Origin of the sequence: Paenibacillus mendelii (assembly GCF_024498075.1) — a bacterium.
Lineage (GTDB): Bacteria > Bacillota > Bacilli > Paenibacillales > Paenibacillaceae > Paenibacillus_Z > Paenibacillus_Z mendelii.
In genome coordinates, this window is sequence record NZ_JANHOF010000002.1 from 339,204 (window position 1) to 356,393 (window position 17,190).

The 17,190-nt window shown below is 50.8% G+C and carries 18 protein-coding genes and 5 tRNA genes; 4 read left to right on the forward strand and 19 right to left on the reverse strand.

The window, feature by feature from the left end; genetic code table 11:
• Nucleotides 1-143: 143 nt before the first annotated feature.
• The 13 genes from NNL21_RS08765 to NNL21_RS08825 all read right to left on the reverse strand — a co-directional run bounded on the left by NNL21_RS08765 (nt 144) and on the right by NNL21_RS08825 (nt 7,868).
• A complete protein-coding gene (locus tag NNL21_RS08765) occupies nt 144-971 on the reverse strand; it encodes a carbohydrate ABC transporter permease (RefSeq protein ID WP_204817552.1) in 828 nt (275 codons plus the stop codon).
• 15 nt (nt 972-986) lie between these two features.
• Entirely contained in the window at nt 987-1,901 is a 915-nt protein-coding gene (locus NNL21_RS08770) for a carbohydrate ABC transporter permease (RefSeq protein ID WP_204817551.1), read from the reverse strand.
• Between the two features lie 54 nt (nt 1,902-1,955).
• Nucleotides 1,956-3,248 (reverse strand): ABC transporter substrate-binding protein, encoded by a 1,293-nt coding sequence (locus NNL21_RS08775; protein ID WP_204817550.1) that lies wholly within the window; start codon nt 3,246-3,248, stop codon nt 1,956-1,958.
• 440 nt (nt 3,249-3,688) lie between these two features.
• Nucleotides 3,689-4,549, reverse strand: a complete 861-nt coding sequence (locus tag NNL21_RS08780; RefSeq protein WP_204817549.1) for a metallophosphoesterase family protein — start codon at nt 4,547-4,549, stop codon at nt 3,689-3,691.
• A 187-nt stretch (nt 4,550-4,736) separates the two neighbouring features.
• A complete protein-coding gene (locus tag NNL21_RS08785; protein ID WP_204817944.1) occupies nt 4,737-5,024 on the reverse strand; it encodes a hypothetical protein in 288 nt (95 codons plus the stop codon).
• Nucleotides 5,025-5,155: 131 nt separating this feature from the next.
• Entirely contained in the window at nt 5,156-5,914 is a 759-nt protein-coding gene (locus NNL21_RS08790) for a YqeB family protein (RefSeq protein WP_256555132.1), read from the reverse strand.
• Nucleotides 5,915-5,920: 6 nt separating this feature from the next.
• Nucleotides 5,921-6,535, reverse strand: a complete 615-nt coding sequence (locus tag NNL21_RS08795) for a TetR/AcrR family transcriptional regulator (RefSeq protein ID WP_309145316.1) — start codon at nt 6,533-6,535, stop codon at nt 5,921-5,923.
• 191 nt (nt 6,536-6,726) lie between these two features.
• Nucleotides 6,727-6,812: transfer RNA gene (locus NNL21_RS08800), tRNA-Leu, on the reverse strand.
• A 36-nt stretch (nt 6,813-6,848) separates the two neighbouring features.
• A tRNA-Lys gene (locus NNL21_RS08805) sits at nt 6,849-6,924 on the reverse strand.
• Between the two features lie 6 nt (nt 6,925-6,930).
• Nucleotides 6,931-7,005, reverse strand: a tRNA-Glu gene (locus NNL21_RS08810).
• Between the two features lie 184 nt (nt 7,006-7,189).
• Nucleotides 7,190-7,280 (reverse strand) — tRNA-Ser (locus tag NNL21_RS08815).
• 5 nt (nt 7,281-7,285) lie between these two features.
• A tRNA-Asn gene (locus tag NNL21_RS08820) sits at nt 7,286-7,361 on the reverse strand.
• Nucleotides 7,362-7,388: 27 nt separating this feature from the next.
• Nucleotides 7,389-7,868, reverse strand: a complete 480-nt coding sequence (locus NNL21_RS08825) for a SprT family protein (protein WP_204817548.1) — start codon at nt 7,866-7,868, stop codon at nt 7,389-7,391.
• 137 nt (nt 7,869-8,005) lie between these two features.
• Here NNL21_RS08825 and NNL21_RS08830 point away from each other — a divergent pair, with 137 nt between their 5' ends.
• Nucleotides 8,006-8,359 (forward strand): hydrolase/acyltransferase, encoded by a 354-nt coding sequence (locus NNL21_RS08830; RefSeq protein ID WP_204817547.1) that lies wholly within the window; start codon nt 8,006-8,008, stop codon nt 8,357-8,359.
• 115 nt (nt 8,360-8,474) lie between these two features.
• Nucleotides 8,475-8,609 carry a cortex morphogenetic protein CmpA gene (gene cmpA / locus NNL21_RS08835; protein WP_204817941.1) on the forward strand — a complete coding sequence of 45 codons (135 nt, stop codon included), beginning with the start codon at nt 8,475-8,477 and terminating at the stop codon, nt 8,607-8,609.
• Nucleotides 8,610-8,764: 155 nt separating this feature from the next.
• Here cmpA and NNL21_RS08840 read toward each other — a convergent pair whose 3' ends face one another.
• The 4 genes from NNL21_RS08840 to uptA form a co-directional block, all read right to left on the reverse strand.
• Nucleotides 8,765-11,020, reverse strand: a complete 2,256-nt coding sequence (locus tag NNL21_RS08840) for a Tex family protein (protein ID WP_204817940.1) — start codon at nt 11,018-11,020, stop codon at nt 8,765-8,767.
• Nucleotides 11,021-11,089: 69 nt separating this feature from the next.
• Nucleotides 11,090-11,719, reverse strand: coding sequence for an MBL fold metallo-hydrolase (locus tag NNL21_RS08845; RefSeq protein ID WP_204817546.1), 630 nt, complete (start codon nt 11,717-11,719; stop codon nt 11,090-11,092).
• Between the two features lie 4 nt (nt 11,720-11,723).
• On the reverse strand, nt 11,724-12,290 hold the full coding sequence (locus tag NNL21_RS08850; RefSeq protein ID WP_204817544.1) for a thioredoxin family protein: 567 nt from the start codon (nt 12,288-12,290) through the stop codon (nt 11,724-11,726).
• A gap of 228 nt (nt 12,291-12,518) precedes the next feature.
• Complete coding sequence (gene uptA, locus NNL21_RS08855) at nt 12,519-13,127, reverse strand: undecaprenyl phosphate transporter UptA (RefSeq protein ID WP_204817542.1); 609 nt, start codon at nt 13,125-13,127, stop codon at nt 12,519-12,521.
• 212 nt (nt 13,128-13,339) lie between these two features.
• On the opposite strand from uptA, the gene NNL21_RS08860 reads away from it, so the two are divergent.
• Together NNL21_RS08860 and NNL21_RS08865 are read left to right on the forward strand one after the other, a co-directional pair.
• Nucleotides 13,340-13,786, forward strand: coding sequence for a cupredoxin domain-containing protein (locus NNL21_RS08860; protein WP_204817540.1), 447 nt, complete (start codon nt 13,340-13,342; stop codon nt 13,784-13,786).
• A gap of 102 nt (nt 13,787-13,888) precedes the next feature.
• Complete coding sequence (locus NNL21_RS08865; RefSeq protein WP_204817538.1) at nt 13,889-14,203, forward strand: dehydrogenase; 315 nt, start codon at nt 13,889-13,891, stop codon at nt 14,201-14,203.
• A gap of 137 nt (nt 14,204-14,340) precedes the next feature.
• Here NNL21_RS08865 and NNL21_RS08870 read toward each other — a convergent pair whose 3' ends face one another.
• Both NNL21_RS08870 and NNL21_RS08875 read right to left on the reverse strand, forming a co-directional pair.
• Nucleotides 14,341-14,697, reverse strand: coding sequence for a hypothetical protein (locus NNL21_RS08870; RefSeq protein WP_204817536.1), 357 nt, complete (start codon nt 14,695-14,697; stop codon nt 14,341-14,343).
• An 86-nt stretch (nt 14,698-14,783) separates the two neighbouring features.
• A complete protein-coding gene (locus NNL21_RS08875) occupies nt 14,784-16,958 on the reverse strand; it encodes an O-antigen ligase family protein (RefSeq protein ID WP_204817534.1) in 2,175 nt (724 codons plus the stop codon).
• Nucleotides 16,959-17,190: the final 232 nt, after the last annotated feature.

Genomic DNA, 17,190 nt, shown 5'->3' on the forward strand with positions numbered 1-17,190 from the left:
AGAGATGGCTTCTGCTGTAAATTTTCAACCCGGTGCTCTGCCTACAGCCCATATGGAGCAGTCTCACGAACCAAACAAAAGAAGCCTCATCACAAGGCTTCTCCTGTTTCCAATATGCTCTTGGAACATGGCCGATAGTTGAATTATTTTAAGCCGCTAATGAGCATTCCTCTGGTGATATACTTTTGTGAGAACAAGAACACGATAAAGGTAGGGATTAAACTAATAAATACACCGGCCAGAACAACCGGATAGTCCGTTACATATTGCCCTCGGAAGTAAGAAATACCGACTGTTACTGTCATTTTCTCCGGCGAATTCAAGTAAATTAACGGACCGATCAAATCATTCCAATGCGCAATGAAGTTCAACACCGCTAAAGTGGCTAACGCGGGCTTTATTAAAGGAAGATACATGGCTATAAAGATGCGGAACGGATTACATCCTTCCATTTTGGCCGATTCATACAAATCATGGGGAATCGACATCATATGCTGTCTGAGGAAGAACACGCCGAATGCCGAACCTGTCCAAGAGGGTAAGATGAGCGCCCATAAACTATCCATTAACCCAATCGATTTAATAATGATGAACAACGGAATCATCGTGACGACCCCTGGGATCATCATGACGATTAATACCATCGTAAATAGAACATTACGCCCTTTAAAAACCAACTTGGCAAACACAAAAGCGGACATTGCGCTAGCGAATATCCCGCCTACCGTTGCGAGGACCGTAATGAACAAACTATTTTTCAAAAAACCAAGCATTGGGATCTCCGTCATTATGGTCACGTAATTATCGAATGTCCAATTTTTCGGAATAATATGGTTGCCTGACATAATTTCAATATTGTCTTTAAACGAAGAAAGCAAGAGCCAAACAAATGGAAAAATAATGACTACACTCAGCCCATATAGAAGCACGTATTGCATCCATTTTAATGGGCTATTATTCGCTTGGTCCATATCGTTCTCCTTTCATTATAAATCGTAATTCACCCATTTTTTTTGCAGCTTGAACTGCACGATCGTGATGATGAAAATAATTAAAATGAGAATATAGGATAACGCTGAGGCGTAACCCATTCGAAAGCCTTGAAAGGCTTCCGTGAATATATATTGAACAATAGAAAGCGTCGAGTTTAGCGGTCCGGGCATCAGATAATTTTCCCCGAACATCTGAAATACGGTGATCATCTGTGTAATGAGTATAAAGAACGTAGTTGGCGTTAATAAAGGTAGCGTAATCATTCTAAATTGTTGAAATCTGTTCGCTCCGTCTACACGGCTAGCTTCATAATATTCAGGCGGAACATTCTGCAATCCCGCAAGGAATAGCAGGGCAATGTATCCGACTCCCCCCCACAAGCTCATAATAGCAATCGAATTCATTGCATTATGTTCATCCATCCAATACACTTTTGAGAGGCCTAGTCCTTGCAATAAGGTATTCAGAAAGCCATCGACTCCATACAGATATCCCCAAACAAGCGCAATCGCCACTACAGAACAGGCAGTAGGGAAAAAATAGGTTAACCTGAAAAAGTTGACGCCCTTTAATTTTTGATTCAACAAAACGGCCAAAGCTAAGCCAATAATTAATTTAGCCGGTATGGCAATGATCAGAAAATACAAGGTATTGCGCATCGCTTTCCATACCAGTTCATCTTCCGCCAAGGTTCTGTAGTTTTCGATCCCCACCCATTCAGCCTTACGTACAATATCCCAATTGGTAAAGCTCATCACAAATCCAAAGATCGTCGAGGAGTAGATCAGCAAGATCCCAATGAACAAAGGAATCAATAATAGAAACGCCCACGCGGCATCCTGGCTGATCCATTTCTTTTTGACCGGTTTATTCAATCTGGAATTTGCTAGTACCCTATTGCTTCTCATTCACACACCACCTTAAAAAGGGGATAGTTATCATGGCTATCCCCCAATTTTCCGTTATTTCTTCTCAAACTCTTTGTTTACGAGCGAATGCAGATTCTCGAGCTCCTTCTTGATATCGGGATTAGGATTCTGCATGATTTTCACATCTGCATCGTTCTCAAGCTTAGCGATTTCAAAAAATTTCTTCGTAAACGCATAGCCGACTCCATCGGTTGTCGCACCTTCAAGAAACAGCTTGATATGGGCGGGTTTTTGCTGGGCAATTTCGTTAATAACGGTGTCATCCGCCAAGTCCTTCTTCAACATCGGAAGTCCCGTATTTCGCAGTATTTCTTGGGCTTTATCGTCGAAAACAGCAAATTGTATAAACTCCCATGCGGCTTCTTTATTCTTCCCGTCTTTAGGGAGACTCAGCATATCCGGACCGGCATACGTTTTGGATACACCATCTCTTGTTGGCATCGGGGCAATGTCCCAATCAAAATTTTCAATTTTGCGGTATACCGGGAAATTCCATGCTCCGCCTAAGGACATCGCCACTTTGCCTGCTATGAATGGATCCACTTTACCATCCACATCTTTCGGATTCGGAGCTACTTTATATTTATAAATGAGATCATGCAGCCAGGTTTTATATTCTAATACTTCAGGGGAGTTATAGTTGCTGTGTAATTTATCCGCGGTGGTCGGCTCTGTTCCGAATGCTCCCATGAGGCCGGCGTTCATGGAGAACGATGGGGTCAGGAAACCAAATCTTGTTGATGTAGTAAGCTTCCCTGCTGCTTCCGTAAATTCATCCAAGGTCCAGCCTTGTTCTGGATACTCGATTCCTGCCTCTTTAAACGCCGTCAAGTTTACAAAAAGAGCGCCTCCGGTAAAATGCCATGGCAATGCATACTGCTGCGGGTCATCCTTCGGCCATTGTCCCTCTGCTGCCAGCGATTCTGGAAGCTCATCAATCTTATGCTCACCCGTTTCCAAGTAGCTATTTAAGGATTCAAGCTGATCCTTCTCCGCATAGCCATACACAACTCCAACATGCATCCCAATTACATCTGGCGCTGCTTTCGAAGCTAACTGAGTCTGTATTTTTTGCCAATAGGTATCCCACTCCAGAGGCTCGAACTTCACTTTAATGGTGGGGTGATCCGCCTCAAATCTTTTTATGACTTCTTTCCAAATTTCAATATCTCCCGGACCATACCACGTGGAGAAACGTATGGTTGTTTCTTTACCCGATGGTTCGTTGTTTCCTCCTGTCTTTGTTGACGAGGAGCAAGCGGATAAGACCATAGACAAAGCTAACACCGATACGATAACCAGACTGATTAACTTTTTGTTTTTCATCTTTTCATTCCTCCCATTTTTTTCGTATACCTGACTGACGGATATCATTCAACAAACGTGCTGCCCCCAAAAGCGCTTACATTTGCATAGAAATTTTTTTGAAATGTCGACCTCCTTAGTTATAAGGGGTAGTTGATTTCGCTTATTAATTTAGTATAGCGACAATTCAATCCCGTAACATCAGACAAAAGAAACCGCTTTCCTGAATATTTGAATATTAGCCTCGATGGCACACAATCCACTATAAAAAAGGCATGAATACGCAGATGTCCTCAGGTAATGACGCCGATTTCTTTAAAAAGAGACCGACCGCCTGATTGAATCTGCGAATTCATGCCGAAAGGAAAGCGAAGAGCATTTGTCCTGTAAACCTGTAACCCATGCCGCCATAGTACTCCTGCGCCATGCGGCTCAAGTGGACCTTGCCACATGTTGAACTTCTATTCAGATAGCCTCCAATGAAGTGACCTGTCGATCTCACGTCCTTGAACGAAGCTGCGGGCAGCATCATAATCCGCCTGGAAGCTCAGACCGCTTACCGCATGCGTACGGATGGAAAGCGACTGCTGCGTCACCTCTATGATCTTATATTCGAATGGAGCCTCAATAAATGAGCTTGCAGAAAGGTACACGCCAGCCTCCGTCTGCTTCAGCGTATTAATGTGGCTGTGCCCGGACAGAACCCCCCTTAATTCAGGATGGGATTCCATAATTGTGACAACGACCTCTCGAAATAGAGGAGGAGCGTCATGAATAATATGTTCGGCCCCGCTCTGTTCCTTAGGTACGCCGTATATGGGATTATGTATGGCTAACCATTGATTCTTCCCTCGGGATTTGGCAATCGCTTCTTCCAATACGTGCAGCTGATCCTCCAAGAAATAGGCCTCTTGCTGGCTTCGCCAATAGTAGGGCATACCCGTCTCCCATTGGTTCGGAGTCACATGAATGTCACAGTCGGCATGCTCTATTGTATATTGAGGGGATTGGTCAATGAAAAATTCAGGTGCATGGGTTAGCCATAACGATAAGGCGTCCTCGCGGTCCAAGTCATGATTGCCAAGAGAAAGATAAACCGGTACAGGGAGATCGAATAACTGCTTCGCTCTTGCGATCGTCGCCGGCGTGCAGGTATCTACCATGTCTCCACCATGCAGAACAAAATCAATTTCGCCGCTGCACGCAAGCTCTGCAACCGTTGAGAGCAGCTCGTCCAATTTCTCTGGATAGGCAGGCTGCTGCTGGAAGCCAACGACCTCAGCACCTATATGGGTATCCGATAAGTAAAGGAAACGTGTCATTGCCATCCTCCTCCTAGCAAAAATAAATAAATGATACCATCGCTGCGTTTTTTGCAGCACAAAACGAAAAGTTCCAAGCATGCGCATACGCCAATCATACGCCATTTTTGGAACGGTTCGTTGTGGGTGCGGATTCCATGACCGCAAGGAGCGCTGCGCAGCCCCCGCCAGCGGATGTCACAGCTTATTATTTATTGTCATATTCCTTAGTTGCTGCAGCCAGCATGGATTTCCAATCCGCAAAATCCGTTTCTCTCTGAACATGCCGATCAAACAGCTCATCAGGAATGTTATGAATATCTTCATGTGTATTTACTTGAAAGTTGCCCTTCTCCAGAAACGCTCCAAAACCGTTGAAGCTGGAATGCTTGCTCATGAACGACTCATTAAACAGCTTCTCTAATGAAACATGTTCCGGATCTTCCTGAAACGCTTTCTGCCCTTGTAAGTCCTTCAGCAATTCATCAAATGACATTGGTTTTTGCTTTCTCAAATTACCACTCCTAGATATGTTTTGTTGGTACGTTCGTTCAATCAATCCACTACATAATAATATGCACTTATCTTGCAACTAGCAACACCCAGTACTTCATATCCGTAGAAAGTTTACAAAGACGGCGACAATGCCTTCGTTATTTCTCCGGGTACTTGCCGCCAGTATTGCCGCGTTTCCTCATCGCGTATGATGAATCCCATTTTATTGAGTTCTTTTCGCAAATCCTTTATTTCCTCTTTCACTTTTTTCTGCAGCGCGATTTCTCGAGCCTTCAGTACCGCATTAGCAGCCGCTGAAATATCTGGCGTATCCGGTACCCAGCGCCGATACTCCTCTTTATAAGGATCACCCTTCGCGGCCCAAGGATACCCGTGCTTCACGAAGGCATAGGAAAAATCATTCGCTGCTTTCGCCGCGGATTCTTCGCTTTTCTCCCGTGCAAGCTCTTGCCCCGACTTTCCAAGGATCACTAGATGTCTCCCATCCATGAAGACCATCCCAATATCTCTATGCGCAATCGTCTGCTTATGTCCATTCTGATCCAACTGCACCTCTTGGTCGGTCAAAGATACAATGAGACTTTCTTTAATGGCGATATAGGCGACCACGAAGCCTGCGATTAAGCCCAGTAAGGACAGAATATACGACAACCAGGGCCCATTGAATGTATCAATAAGCTTCAGCGGTCCTTGAAACGGCAGCCAGGGCAGCTTCAAAGCCCAAGCGGCTATCCGTGGAAGGAAGTAACCGACTATAAGTCCTGCTGCTCCGAACCCTCCATATAGGAGGATCCCTGTTGAAGCGGAATAACCCGCGATCGTTTGCTGTTGGTCCGTTAATTTGGAAGACACCATTCTCACCTTCTTCATGAAAGATTATTCTTTAACCGCTTTACAAACAATATTAACGAGTTCACCGCTGTAAGTCTCCAGATCGACCTGCCGCGTTATCGGGGTATTCCCCATGTATTCCCCGATCGCGCCTTGAATCATGCTAGCCATGACAGCTGGATCGAATAGGCCAAATTCATCTTTGTCTTGTCCATCCCGTAATATTTGTTGAAGCTCGCGCACGAGTACGTCTTCGTCTTCGTCACCTAATTTATAGTACGGAATATTATCGGGCGTTCTTGCATGGAAGATAATTTCCAACAAAGCCGTAGTTCGCTTAGGATGTAAGCTTTGATAGGCTAAGCTTGCGGCTATGAATGCTGTCAGCTTGCCTTTAGGTGTATTTTCCTGACGCACCCGTTCCAATATATAGGATTCCGAACTCGAAATAAGCTTCGATAGCACATGATTCATCAATTCGCTCTTATCTGAAAAGTGGTATGAAATTAGCGCCGTGCTAATACCTGCTTTCTTGGCAATCTGCGAGAGACTGGCATGCACGTAACCCATCTCGTCAAGGGTTTGAATCGTGGCTTCTATAACTTGTTCCCGTCTTGCCTCGGCTATGAAGCTTGACTTTTCTTCATTGCTCCTGCTCACTATTCCAACCCCGCCCCGAAAATTGATTGATCATTCAATTTTTTATTTGATCGACCAATCAAATTTTAGCATAGGAAGTTTTTTGAAGTCAAGACTCGCTCTTAACGATCACTGCAGCTTACGGTCGATAAACAAAATGAACGCACAAAAAAATCCTTTGATTCCTCAAAGGATTGCGGATTGTTAAGTTATGGTGCGGTCGAGAGGACTCGAACCTCCACGAGATTGCTCCCGCCAGCCCCTCAAGCTGGTGCGTCTGCCATTCCGCCACGACCGCATATAAGTGATACGCATAATGCATATCTTGTAAAAATGGTGAGCCATGTAGGACTCGAACCTACGACACCCTGATTAAAAGTCAGGTGCTCTACCAACTGAGCTAATGGCTCTTGAGATGGTGACCCGTAGGGGATTCGAACCCCTGTTACCTCCGTGAAAGGGAGGTGTCTTAACCCCTTGACCAACGGGCCGCAATGATGTGCATCAGCGTCAGCTCTTTCAAGCGACAAGTAAGATAATAACACACTTTCATTACATGGTGCAAGCTTTTTTTTGAAACATTTCTTGAATGCATTCGCCTATGTATCCAACAGCCGATCCATTAGGGCAAACAAAAGGGGCCGCCTGGACGGCCCCGCGTCACATTCATCGTTATGGCGGAGAGAGAGGGATTCGAACCCTCGCACCACTTGCGCAGTCTAACCCCTTAGCAGAGGGTCCCCTTGAGCCACTTGGGTATCTCTCCATGAATGGCTCCCCGAACAGGACTCGAACCTGTGACAACTCGATTAACAGTCGAGTGCTCTACCAACTGAGCTATCAGGGAACGTCATTAGTGACAAGAAATAATGTATCATGATTCGATTGCTGAGTCAAGCATAAATAATAATAATTTCCCTCTACATGTTCCGCAAGCATATCGGTTTGGATCAATCTTGCGCTTGCGCAGGTACTCCATCCCGCAATTACGGCAGACGAGCTTGTACCGGTAAGGCGCTGCCTTGCGCAGCTCACGCCCGGGAAGTGACTTGCAGAACCGCGATCCGCCTACATGTGCAAGCAGCTGTTTGAAATCCGCGTCCCGGTGCTTGTATCCCCGCTTCAATAAATGCAGATGATAATGGCAAAGCTCATGCTTAATGATCTTCTCGGTCTCTTCTTCCCCGTAGTTCTCCAGCTGATGCGGACTAATCTCAATGTTATGCGATTTGGTAAAATAGCGCCCGCCGGTTGACCTGAGTCGCCGATTGAAGGTTGCAAGATGACGGAACGGCAGCTTGAAATATTGCATCGAAACCCGCTCAACCCATGCTTGCAGCTTATCGTCAGTCATAGTCCGGTCCCTCCTATCCATCTTCTTCAACTATGTACACCGAATATACGATATTACTTGAATTTTAAAGGATGAATACGCTAAACTGTCAAGTAGTATCACGTATCGACATGCTCGAGAGGAGAGGTTTCCCCACTATGCCACAAATGCGTTATGTTATCATGAACGGCTCGAAAGGCATCTCATTCGTAGAAATGCCTGCATCGCATGCTTATCAGTTAAGCGCGCTTAACCTGCGCTTGCATAAAGAAATCGACAAGCTGACGGCCAGCAATGTTCCACAGCTGCCTTACGCGATCGGAGAATGCGAGGATCTAGAGCTGCACGACAAATCCCTCCTTCCATACTCCGGCCTGGATTATATGAATGAGCTGGAACGGGACTTCTCTGCGGTTGAAGAGAAATCATATCCCCTCATTTCGCTGCTCACTGAAATTCGTGCCCTGCAGGCACAGCTTGAACAATGGTATGAAGAAGAGATGGAAGCCTAAGCCCGCTTAGGTAGCGGCGCAGGAGGAGTTGAATTCACTGGGACCTGCACGGACATCCGCCTATCCCCATATACATAGTTATTACACAAGTATGGGCAGGAGGAGGGCGATGCATGTGCCGCAGTGGCTGTGCAATCAATTGATGCGTGCTTTTATGAAGAAAGACCGGCGGCAAATCCGGCTTTTGAACGATTGCTGGTACTTTTACCGCACCAAACAGCATCCTAACGACGACAGCGCCAGTTTATAATAAAAACGTTGCAGCCCCTACGCTCCTTAGCGCCGACTCTTCCACGCATTGGGAGTGTTTGTGCTTGTAGGGTGCTTGTAAAAAAGAACAATGAATGACATAGAGAAGCCCTGACGACTCGTCAGGGCTTCTCTATGTCGTTTAGGCGGTACACCTTAGTCCGGCTTGCGCATTGTAAGGCCAACGCGGCCTTTCTTGAGGTCAACGTTAAGCACCCATACAGTTACGTTATCTCCGACCGAGACCACGTCCATCGGATGCTTCACAAATTTATTGCTGAGCTGGGAGATATGAACCAGCCCGTCATTCTTAATGCCAATATCCACGAAAGCACCAAAGTCGATGACATTGCGTACCGTGCCATTAAGCTCCATGCCCGGCTTCAAATCTTCAATGTCGAGCACATCCGTATGGAAGATCGGCTGTGGCAGCTCCTCCCGCGGATCGCGTCCAGGGCGCAGCAGACTGTCTAAAATGTCGCGAAGCGTTGGTACCCCTACTCCAAGCTTCGGTGCAGTCTCCTCCGGCTGTACAGCGATTAAAGCCGCTTTGAACGGCTCGCTGCCGAGCTGCTCAAGCTTCAGACCAAGCTCCTTGCACAGCTTGTCCACCACATCGTACGACTCGGGATGGATCGGTGTCCGGTCAAGCGGATTGGGGCTTTCCAGGACGCGAATAAAGCCGATACACTGCTCATATGTCTTCGCACCTAGGCGCGGTACACTCTTAAGCGATTTGCGTTCGTTGAAGATCCCATTCTCATCGCGGTATTTCACGATATTTTTGGCGGTCGTTGCATTGATTCCCGCCACATAGGCGAGCAGTGAAGGTGACGCGGTGTTCACATCGACACCAACATGGTTGACCGCCGATTCGACAACGCCGCCCAGGCTTTCATCAAGCCGCTTCTGGCTCACATCATGCTGATATTGGCCGACGCCAATGGCTTTCGGTTCGATCTTCACCAGCTCTGCGAGCGGATCCTGCAGCCTTCTGGCGATGGAGACCGCGCTTCGCTCAGCTACGTCAAGCGCCGGGAATTCCTCCGCAGCCAACTTAGAAGCCGAATAAACGCTCGCCCCTGCCTCGTTCACGATAATATATTTGATGTCGCGGCCCTTATCTTGCCCCGCCGCCTTGCGTTTGCCGATCATGCTGGCGATGAACTGCTCCGTCTCGCGGGATGCCGTCCCATTACCGATCACGATAAGCTCTACCTTGTACTTGTCCATCAGACCGCCGATCAGCTTCTCCGCTTCCGCAACCTTGTTGTTCGGCGCTGTCGGGTACACGACAGCAACCTCCATCAGCTTGGATGTCTCATCGACAACTGCCAGTTTGCAGCCTGTCCGGAATGCCGGATCAACGCCGAGGACAACATGGCCGCGCACGGGCGGCTGCAGAAGCAGGTTCCGGAGATTCGCAGAGAAGATTTGAATCGCATGCTCCTCCGACTTGTCCGTAAGCTCGCCGCGCACCTCACGCTCGATTGAGGGAGCGATCAACCGTTTATAAGCATCCTCAACCGTCTTCACGAGCACATCCCTGATCACCTGCGTCGTACCGCCCCGAACGATCTGACGATCGATATAATCATGTACACGCTCAACAGGAACCTCCAGAGAAACGCGAAGCACATCCTCCCGCTCAGCGCGGTTGATGGCTAGTGTCCGGTGCGGCGGCAGCCTCTTCACGGGCTCATGATAGTCGTAATACATCTCGTAGACCGATTCAAGCGACGCATCCTTCACTTCGGTCCGCAGCACACCGTTATCGAACGTGAATCTGCGTACCCAAGCGCGAATTTTGGCATCGTCGGCGATCTGCTCGGCAATAATGTCCATCGCCCCTTGCAGCGCTTCTTCCGCCGAATTCACGCCTTTCTCTGCATCCAAATAGCGCTCTGCTTCGCGGAGCGGCTCGCCTTGGCGAGGCTGGGAGAGCAGCCACTGGGCAAGCGGCTCAAGGCCGCGTTCCTTCGCCACACTGGCTCGGGTTTTTCGCTTCTGCCGGTATGGCCGGTATATATCTTCAACTTCCTGCAGCTTAACCGACACGATGATCGATTGACGTAAATCATCCGTCAGCTTGCCCTGCTCATCGATCAGACGGATCACTTCACGCTTGCGCGTCTCGAGGTTGCGCATATACTGGAGCTTCTCTTCAATCGAGCGCAGCTCGTTCTCGTCGAGCTCCCCTGTCATTTCCTTCCGGTAACGGGCGATGAACGGAATCGTGTTGCCTTCGTCAAGCAGACCAACCGCTGACTTCACCTTCGTTAACGGCAGGCTTAATTCGGCGGAAATCCGTTTGACGATTCTCTCCTGCTCAGCCGCCTGTTCCTCAGGCGTCAGCTCCACCTTACCTCCGGCGCTAAGCTCTGCTTCTTCCTCTGCGATACGTTGTTTCATTTCAGCCACTTGTCCGTCCTCCATCAGCTTCAGCAAGATATACAATAAGGAGAACCCTTACGCGGCCGGTTAAGCCGGCACATAAGGGTTGTTTGCCTTCTCAAATCCGATTGTCGTCTGCGGACCGTGTCCGGGATACACGCGTACATTCGCGTCCAGCTTGTACAGCTTGTTGCGAATCGAATCATACAGATCGCGCTCCCGGCCGCCCGGCAAGTCCGTGCGTCCCACTGACATGCGGAACAGGACATCACCGCTTATGAGATGCTCGCCGCACAGTAAGCTTACGCTGCCGGGTGAATGTCCTGGCGTATGCAGCACCTTAAAGGTGTGGCCTATCAGCTGCAGCTGCTGGCCCTCGTCGAGCGCAAACTCAGCCGGATCCGTCGTGAGCGGCTTGGTGACGTCGGACCAGCGCATCGAACCGTTCTTCGCCGCATCGGTCAGCCAATCCGCTTCAAGATCGTGCAGGTAGACGGGACAGCCCGCGGCTTTGCGTACCTCATCGACGCCGCCCATATGGTCGAAATGGGCATGCGTCAACACGATTGCCTCGATCTTCACGTCACGTATCCGCTCCAGCAATCGCTTGGGTCCCATGCCGGGATCGATAATAATCCCGCGCTTGCCGGTCTCTTCCGTGATCAGGTATGCGTTCGTTTGCAGCGGTCCTAATGTGAATGTCTCTATCTTCAGCATGGCGTTACAGCGACGACAGCAGCTCGCGCAGCTCTTTCACGATCATGGCTTGATAACCCGTGCCTTCGCCATAGCGGCGACCCATCTCTTGACGCGTCTCAGTAAGCTTCTCTTGGTAATCCGCGGCGTCACGGTCAGGGTTCGCCAGTTTGAACGCCGTCATCGCTTCCTGGACGTGGCTTGGACGCGGTCCCCATTGGCCGAGCACATGTCCGCCTGTATCCGTGAAGATCACGATCGGAATCGCGCGGCCGCCCATGGTCAAAAACGCATCCATCGTTTCCAAATGGTCTTCCATAACGAGTATTTCCGTCGGAATTCCGGTAACCTCAAGAGCTTTGAATACGACAGGCAGGTTACGGACAACGTCTCCGCACCATTCCGCTGCAAGAATCAGGCAGCGCAGGTCGTCGCGGTTATTAATGGATTCGAAATATTCGCGGTCATCCTCGCTCGGCCATTCGAACTGGCTCTGCCAGTTCAGGAACGTCTCTTTATTGTTCTGAAAGGAATCGATAAATTGCTGGGTGCTAATACCCTTATTCAGCTTGTTGGCCAAATTTTTGCTCATCGGAAACGCCTCCTAAAAGTTTTGTGGAGCTTTGCTTCATTGGTGTTCTACACAACAAAACTCGCTTCGTAAGCATACGCTTAAAGTTTTGTGGAGCTTTGCTTCATTGGTGTTCTACGCAACAAAACTCGCTTCGTAAGCATACACTTAAAGTTTTGTGGATTAACGTTCATGGTGAAACCTAGACGATCCTCTATATTGTACCAAACGATGCTTCCGATCGCCAAATTATAACGTTTTTCCCCGTTTCCGGAGTACCTTGAACAGAACATAAACGACCAGCAAACCAATCGCGATAAGAATAGCCGGCTGTACGTAGGGCGCTGCTTTCTCATCGATATTCTCCCATTGATCTCCGAGCGTTCGACCCAAGTAAACGAACAAGATCGACCATGGGATTGAGGCGATCAGCGTCAACAGCGTAAATAACCCGAAATTCATTCTCGCGATGCCTGCGGGGATCGAGATCGCCTGCCGCATAACCGGGACGAACCGCGCCGTGAACACGATACCCGCGCCGTATTGCTTAAACCAGCGCTCCGAGGTATCCAGATGCTTCTGCTTGAGCTTTATGTACTTACCGTATTTGTCGAAGAATGGACGACCTGCATAACGACCGATCGCGTATAAGATCCACTGCTGAATAACTGCGCCAATCGTACCAAAAATGACTGCGCCGAGAAACGTGATTTTCCCTTGAAATACCAAATAACCGCCATATGCCAGTACGATCTCGCTTGGAATGACTTCGATCGCCAATCCGATGACTATGCCGAAATATCCTAAACTTTCAACCCACAGCAGCACATCGTCAAGAAGCTTGTGAATCCAATCCATTCTCCGTCTCCCATCCAATCATCCGTATTTGATCGTTCTTTATCTATCGGTATTCTAGCACACATCAAGACATGCCATCCATAGCCCCAATGGAGGAGCTCCGCAACCATCTTCACGGTTTACCAGGCAAATTCGAATTCGTTATCATCGGCAGACAAGCCCGTGCATAGACTAGCTGTGATACTGATTAGAAGAAAGAAGGTGGGCGTTTTATGTCCAAAATTTTTGTGGTGACGAAAAGGCAAATCCGGCTCTTCTCCATCCTGCTCCTCGTCGTGCTCATCGCTGCAGCCTGCATCAAATGGAATCAGGCGAAGCCCGCTATGAGCGCCCCTGAGCAAACCCGCGTCTTTCATCTGGTAACCGGCGAATTCGAGGCCCGTGCGGATGATGGCACAAAAATCGAGGTGTACCGCTGGGATCCCGGCACAATTATCGTGAACCAAGGGGATCAGGTCGAATTGCGCATCGCCGGCGTGAATGGAAATTCTCATCCTTTCGTGATTGAAGGATTGGGCATCAAGGGAGTCGTAACGAAAGGAAAGACGACTACCGTTCGGTTTAAGGCTGAAGCGAAGGGCACCTTCCCTATCGTCTGCCAGACCCATACGGAGACGAATCAGAGCGCGCCCATGGTCGGTTATATCCAGGTTCAATAGTCACATGACAGCCGCCCGTCCGAATGCCGGTATGAAGCGCGTTGGCCAGTGACCTCCTCTACCCGGGACGCATATATAGGGGGTAGAGAGGAGTCGGTAACGATGAAATCTACTGCGCACAGCAAGCATTCCGAGGAATACCCGAGCGCGCGGAAAATCAGGCGCGCCTGCGACAACGAGCTGTATCGGACGTCGAAGCGGCTCGGTATCTGGATCCCGGACGATAAGAGACAGGAAGCCGAGAAGCTATATTACCGCAAGGTCTTATTGAATTCGCAGTGGGTCTGGGAAAACCGCAGCAACCGTCGTCTGCTCGCCGACTGGTGGGACGAGAATGTCAGCGCGGAAATCGCCGAGCTGTGGAACGTTGATCCCATTAAGCTTCGCGCGGCATTCCGCGATGCATTCGGCGGATGATCAGATGTGGCAGCATGCGACTTTATGGACCGCAACAAAAGAACAGCAGCGCAGCTCCGATGAAGAGCTGCGCTGCTGTTTTCGAATGGTGAGGGTTCGTGTAAGTTAGACGGCCTGTGCGCCATAGCTAACCGGCATTAGCCGATGATGGCGAATGCTTCGGATCCCGCAGGAATCGTACGCTGCCGGAATAGAACGCCTGATGCGCTGAATACCCGAATGGTGAAGGTAGCGTTGGTCAATGTTCTGACATTCGCAAAACGGACCACGCCAAAATTATCGAAGGAAGCCGTCGAAACGAGCGTATTCCCTCTGAATAAACGGGCAAAGAAGCCCGTTGTATTGAAGGTCACTCCGTTGTTCTGTACCCAGACGACCGTCAGTCGACTGAGGATCGGCCCGGATTTGGACCTCCGCTTAATCGATGTTGTCTTGCGGATCACTCTTCCCGTGCCAGGCACACGCAGCCTCGGTCTCACGCGTGTTGATGCCATGCTCATCGCTCCTTTCACGTTTGCAACAGCATATGCCGCATACGAAGCGAAGGATTGGACAATCCACCTGTGCATCCACCTATTTTTCACTGCTCTGGAAGACTGGCGAGCAGCCGCCTGCTCTCTTTGGCAGCCGCCGCCGCTTCTTCCGTGACCGTGAAGCGGCGGCCGTTCGCCTGATAAGACTCGCGGCCGAGCGCTTCATAGGCGTCGAAGAAGCCCAGCGCCGTCTGCGCCGCCAGACGCGCATCGGCGTAGTCATGCCCGGCTCGCTTGGACTGTGCGAGCCGGGTCATGGCGATGACCGCGTCGGTCTGTTTGACGCGGGCGAACCGGTCATACCGCAGCGCGAGGCGCATATGCGCCGCCGCCTGCGGGACGTCCCCCCGCTCGGCCGCCTCGGTGCCGAGCGCCCACAGCAGCGGCACGGACTGCGGCTCGTCGCGTAGTCCGGCCGCCAGCAGCCCCGCCCGTTCCTGCGGCGGGGCTAAGGGCGCAAGCTCGATACGAATCCGCGTCCAATGCGGATTCGCCTCGAGCGCAGCGCGCAGCGCAGCTGCACGCGCATCGCCGCCAGCGGCGATGGCCGATGCGCGGTGCTGCGCGGCGCGGTCCAGCTGCCAGCCGGTGGCAGCGGCCGCAGCGAAGATCATGGCCGCCGTCACCGCGCCGGCGGCCCGCACCGCCGTTCGCAGCCGCTTCGCCGGCGGCACGGTTCCTTCATCCGCGGCAGCCTCGGCCGGCCGCGCCCCCTCTATGCTATATAGAGCGATCCACCCAAAGACGAGAAGCCAATAGAAGCCGTATGACATATCAAAATCAACAGCGGCATGCAGAAGCAATACGGAAAGCGGAATAAGTCCGGCCCGATTATGCCGGAATACGCGCAGCAGCAGCACGCCCAGCATGACCGCAAAAATCGCCGTTCCGGCAAGACCGAGATCCAGCAGCAGCTCCAAATACCCGCTGTGCACCTCACTGCCCACATAGGGCTGCGATTGCACCTGCGTAAACATCATCTGCCAGGTGTCACCCCCGCGTCCAAATAACGGCTTGTCCATGAACAGCTTAAGGGCATCCTTATAGAACAGCATTCGCGAGCCGGCCGTCTGGAAGTTGCCGCTCACCCTTCCCTGAACGGCCTCTGCAAGCAGAAGCAGCGTAATCATGACGCTCACCGCCCAGCCGCCCCACGAAATAAGATGCTCCCGCCGGCCAAGCCCGCGGTTCAACCAGAGACGAATACAGGTCATCACGAAGAAGGATGCGAGTACCGCGGCAGCCAGCACGGCCCCCTCGATGAGCTCCGATCCAAGCGGGCTGCCGGCCCCCTGATGGAAGCCCGCCGGGAGCAAGAGCCGATATGCCGCGCCTGCCGCAAGCAGCGTCCAGCCGCTGTACAGCAGCCACCCCGTTCGCGCTTGGCGTCCAAGGAGCAGCAAGCCCGCCATCCAGCCGATCGCCGCGGCCAGCCAAGCGCCGCGCGATTCGGTCAGCAGCAGCACGAGCGCCGCTGGAACCGCCTGAACAGCCGCCGCCCCAAGCGCAAGCCAAGAGCTGCTGCGCACAAGCAGCTGCCATTGCCAGACCAGATACGCCCCTGCCACAGCGGCGAGCATATTCGGGTATTGAAAGAACCCGGCAAGCCGGGCACCCGTGCCCGACAGCTGTTCATCGCCCGTTACCATAATAATGTCCGGAAACGAACTCCACCCCATCCATCCCGCCAGTGCGCCCCATAGAACAAAAGCGCCTGCGGCCTGCAGTGCGGCTGCAAGCCAGATCCGCCCGGCCGGCGGCCGGAGCCAGAAGAAGAGGCTCCACAGGAATGCCCCGTACGCTGACCAGCGAAGGGCTTGTTCGATCGTACCGTTGACCGATACCGGTTCGAAGGCAAGCTGAGATGCATACATCAATGCAATGGCAAGCGGTCCATAAGCGGCGGCGGGAACAACCCTCCATGGCGCAGCATTGCTTTGGGTCCGGGGCGATCCCCCCCTGTTCGCTGATGGCTGAAGCTTGCTGCCAAGCCCTGCGCCCCGATCCCCCGCCAAAAGCTCAGATCTGGCGGCGTCTGCACCCGGCCCCTTTTGTCTCAGGCGAAGAATAGGCGCAAGCAGCATCGAGACAAGCGCGGCTATAGCCAATAACCACTCCCAGCGGTAGAACGATACATCAAAAAACATGCCGTTCCGGTACGATGAAACAATAAGAACGATGGCACAACAACATGCGGCCGTTACGGCAATAGCGCCGGGCATCCCAGCACCTCCTGAACGTAAAATTCCCCTATACTTTCATTACGAATTGATAAGTTTCACACGTACATCTTTCCAAGAACGTCTAAGCGCGGCAACCAGCTTCACCGCCAAGGCCGGCTCATGCCGTTTCTTCTTGTATTTACCGATTGTATCATAGCCCGCATGCGCTATCGAACCTTAGTGAAACACCATTTTCAAAACTTTTTTCAGCCAGCGTTCGTTATGTTCACAT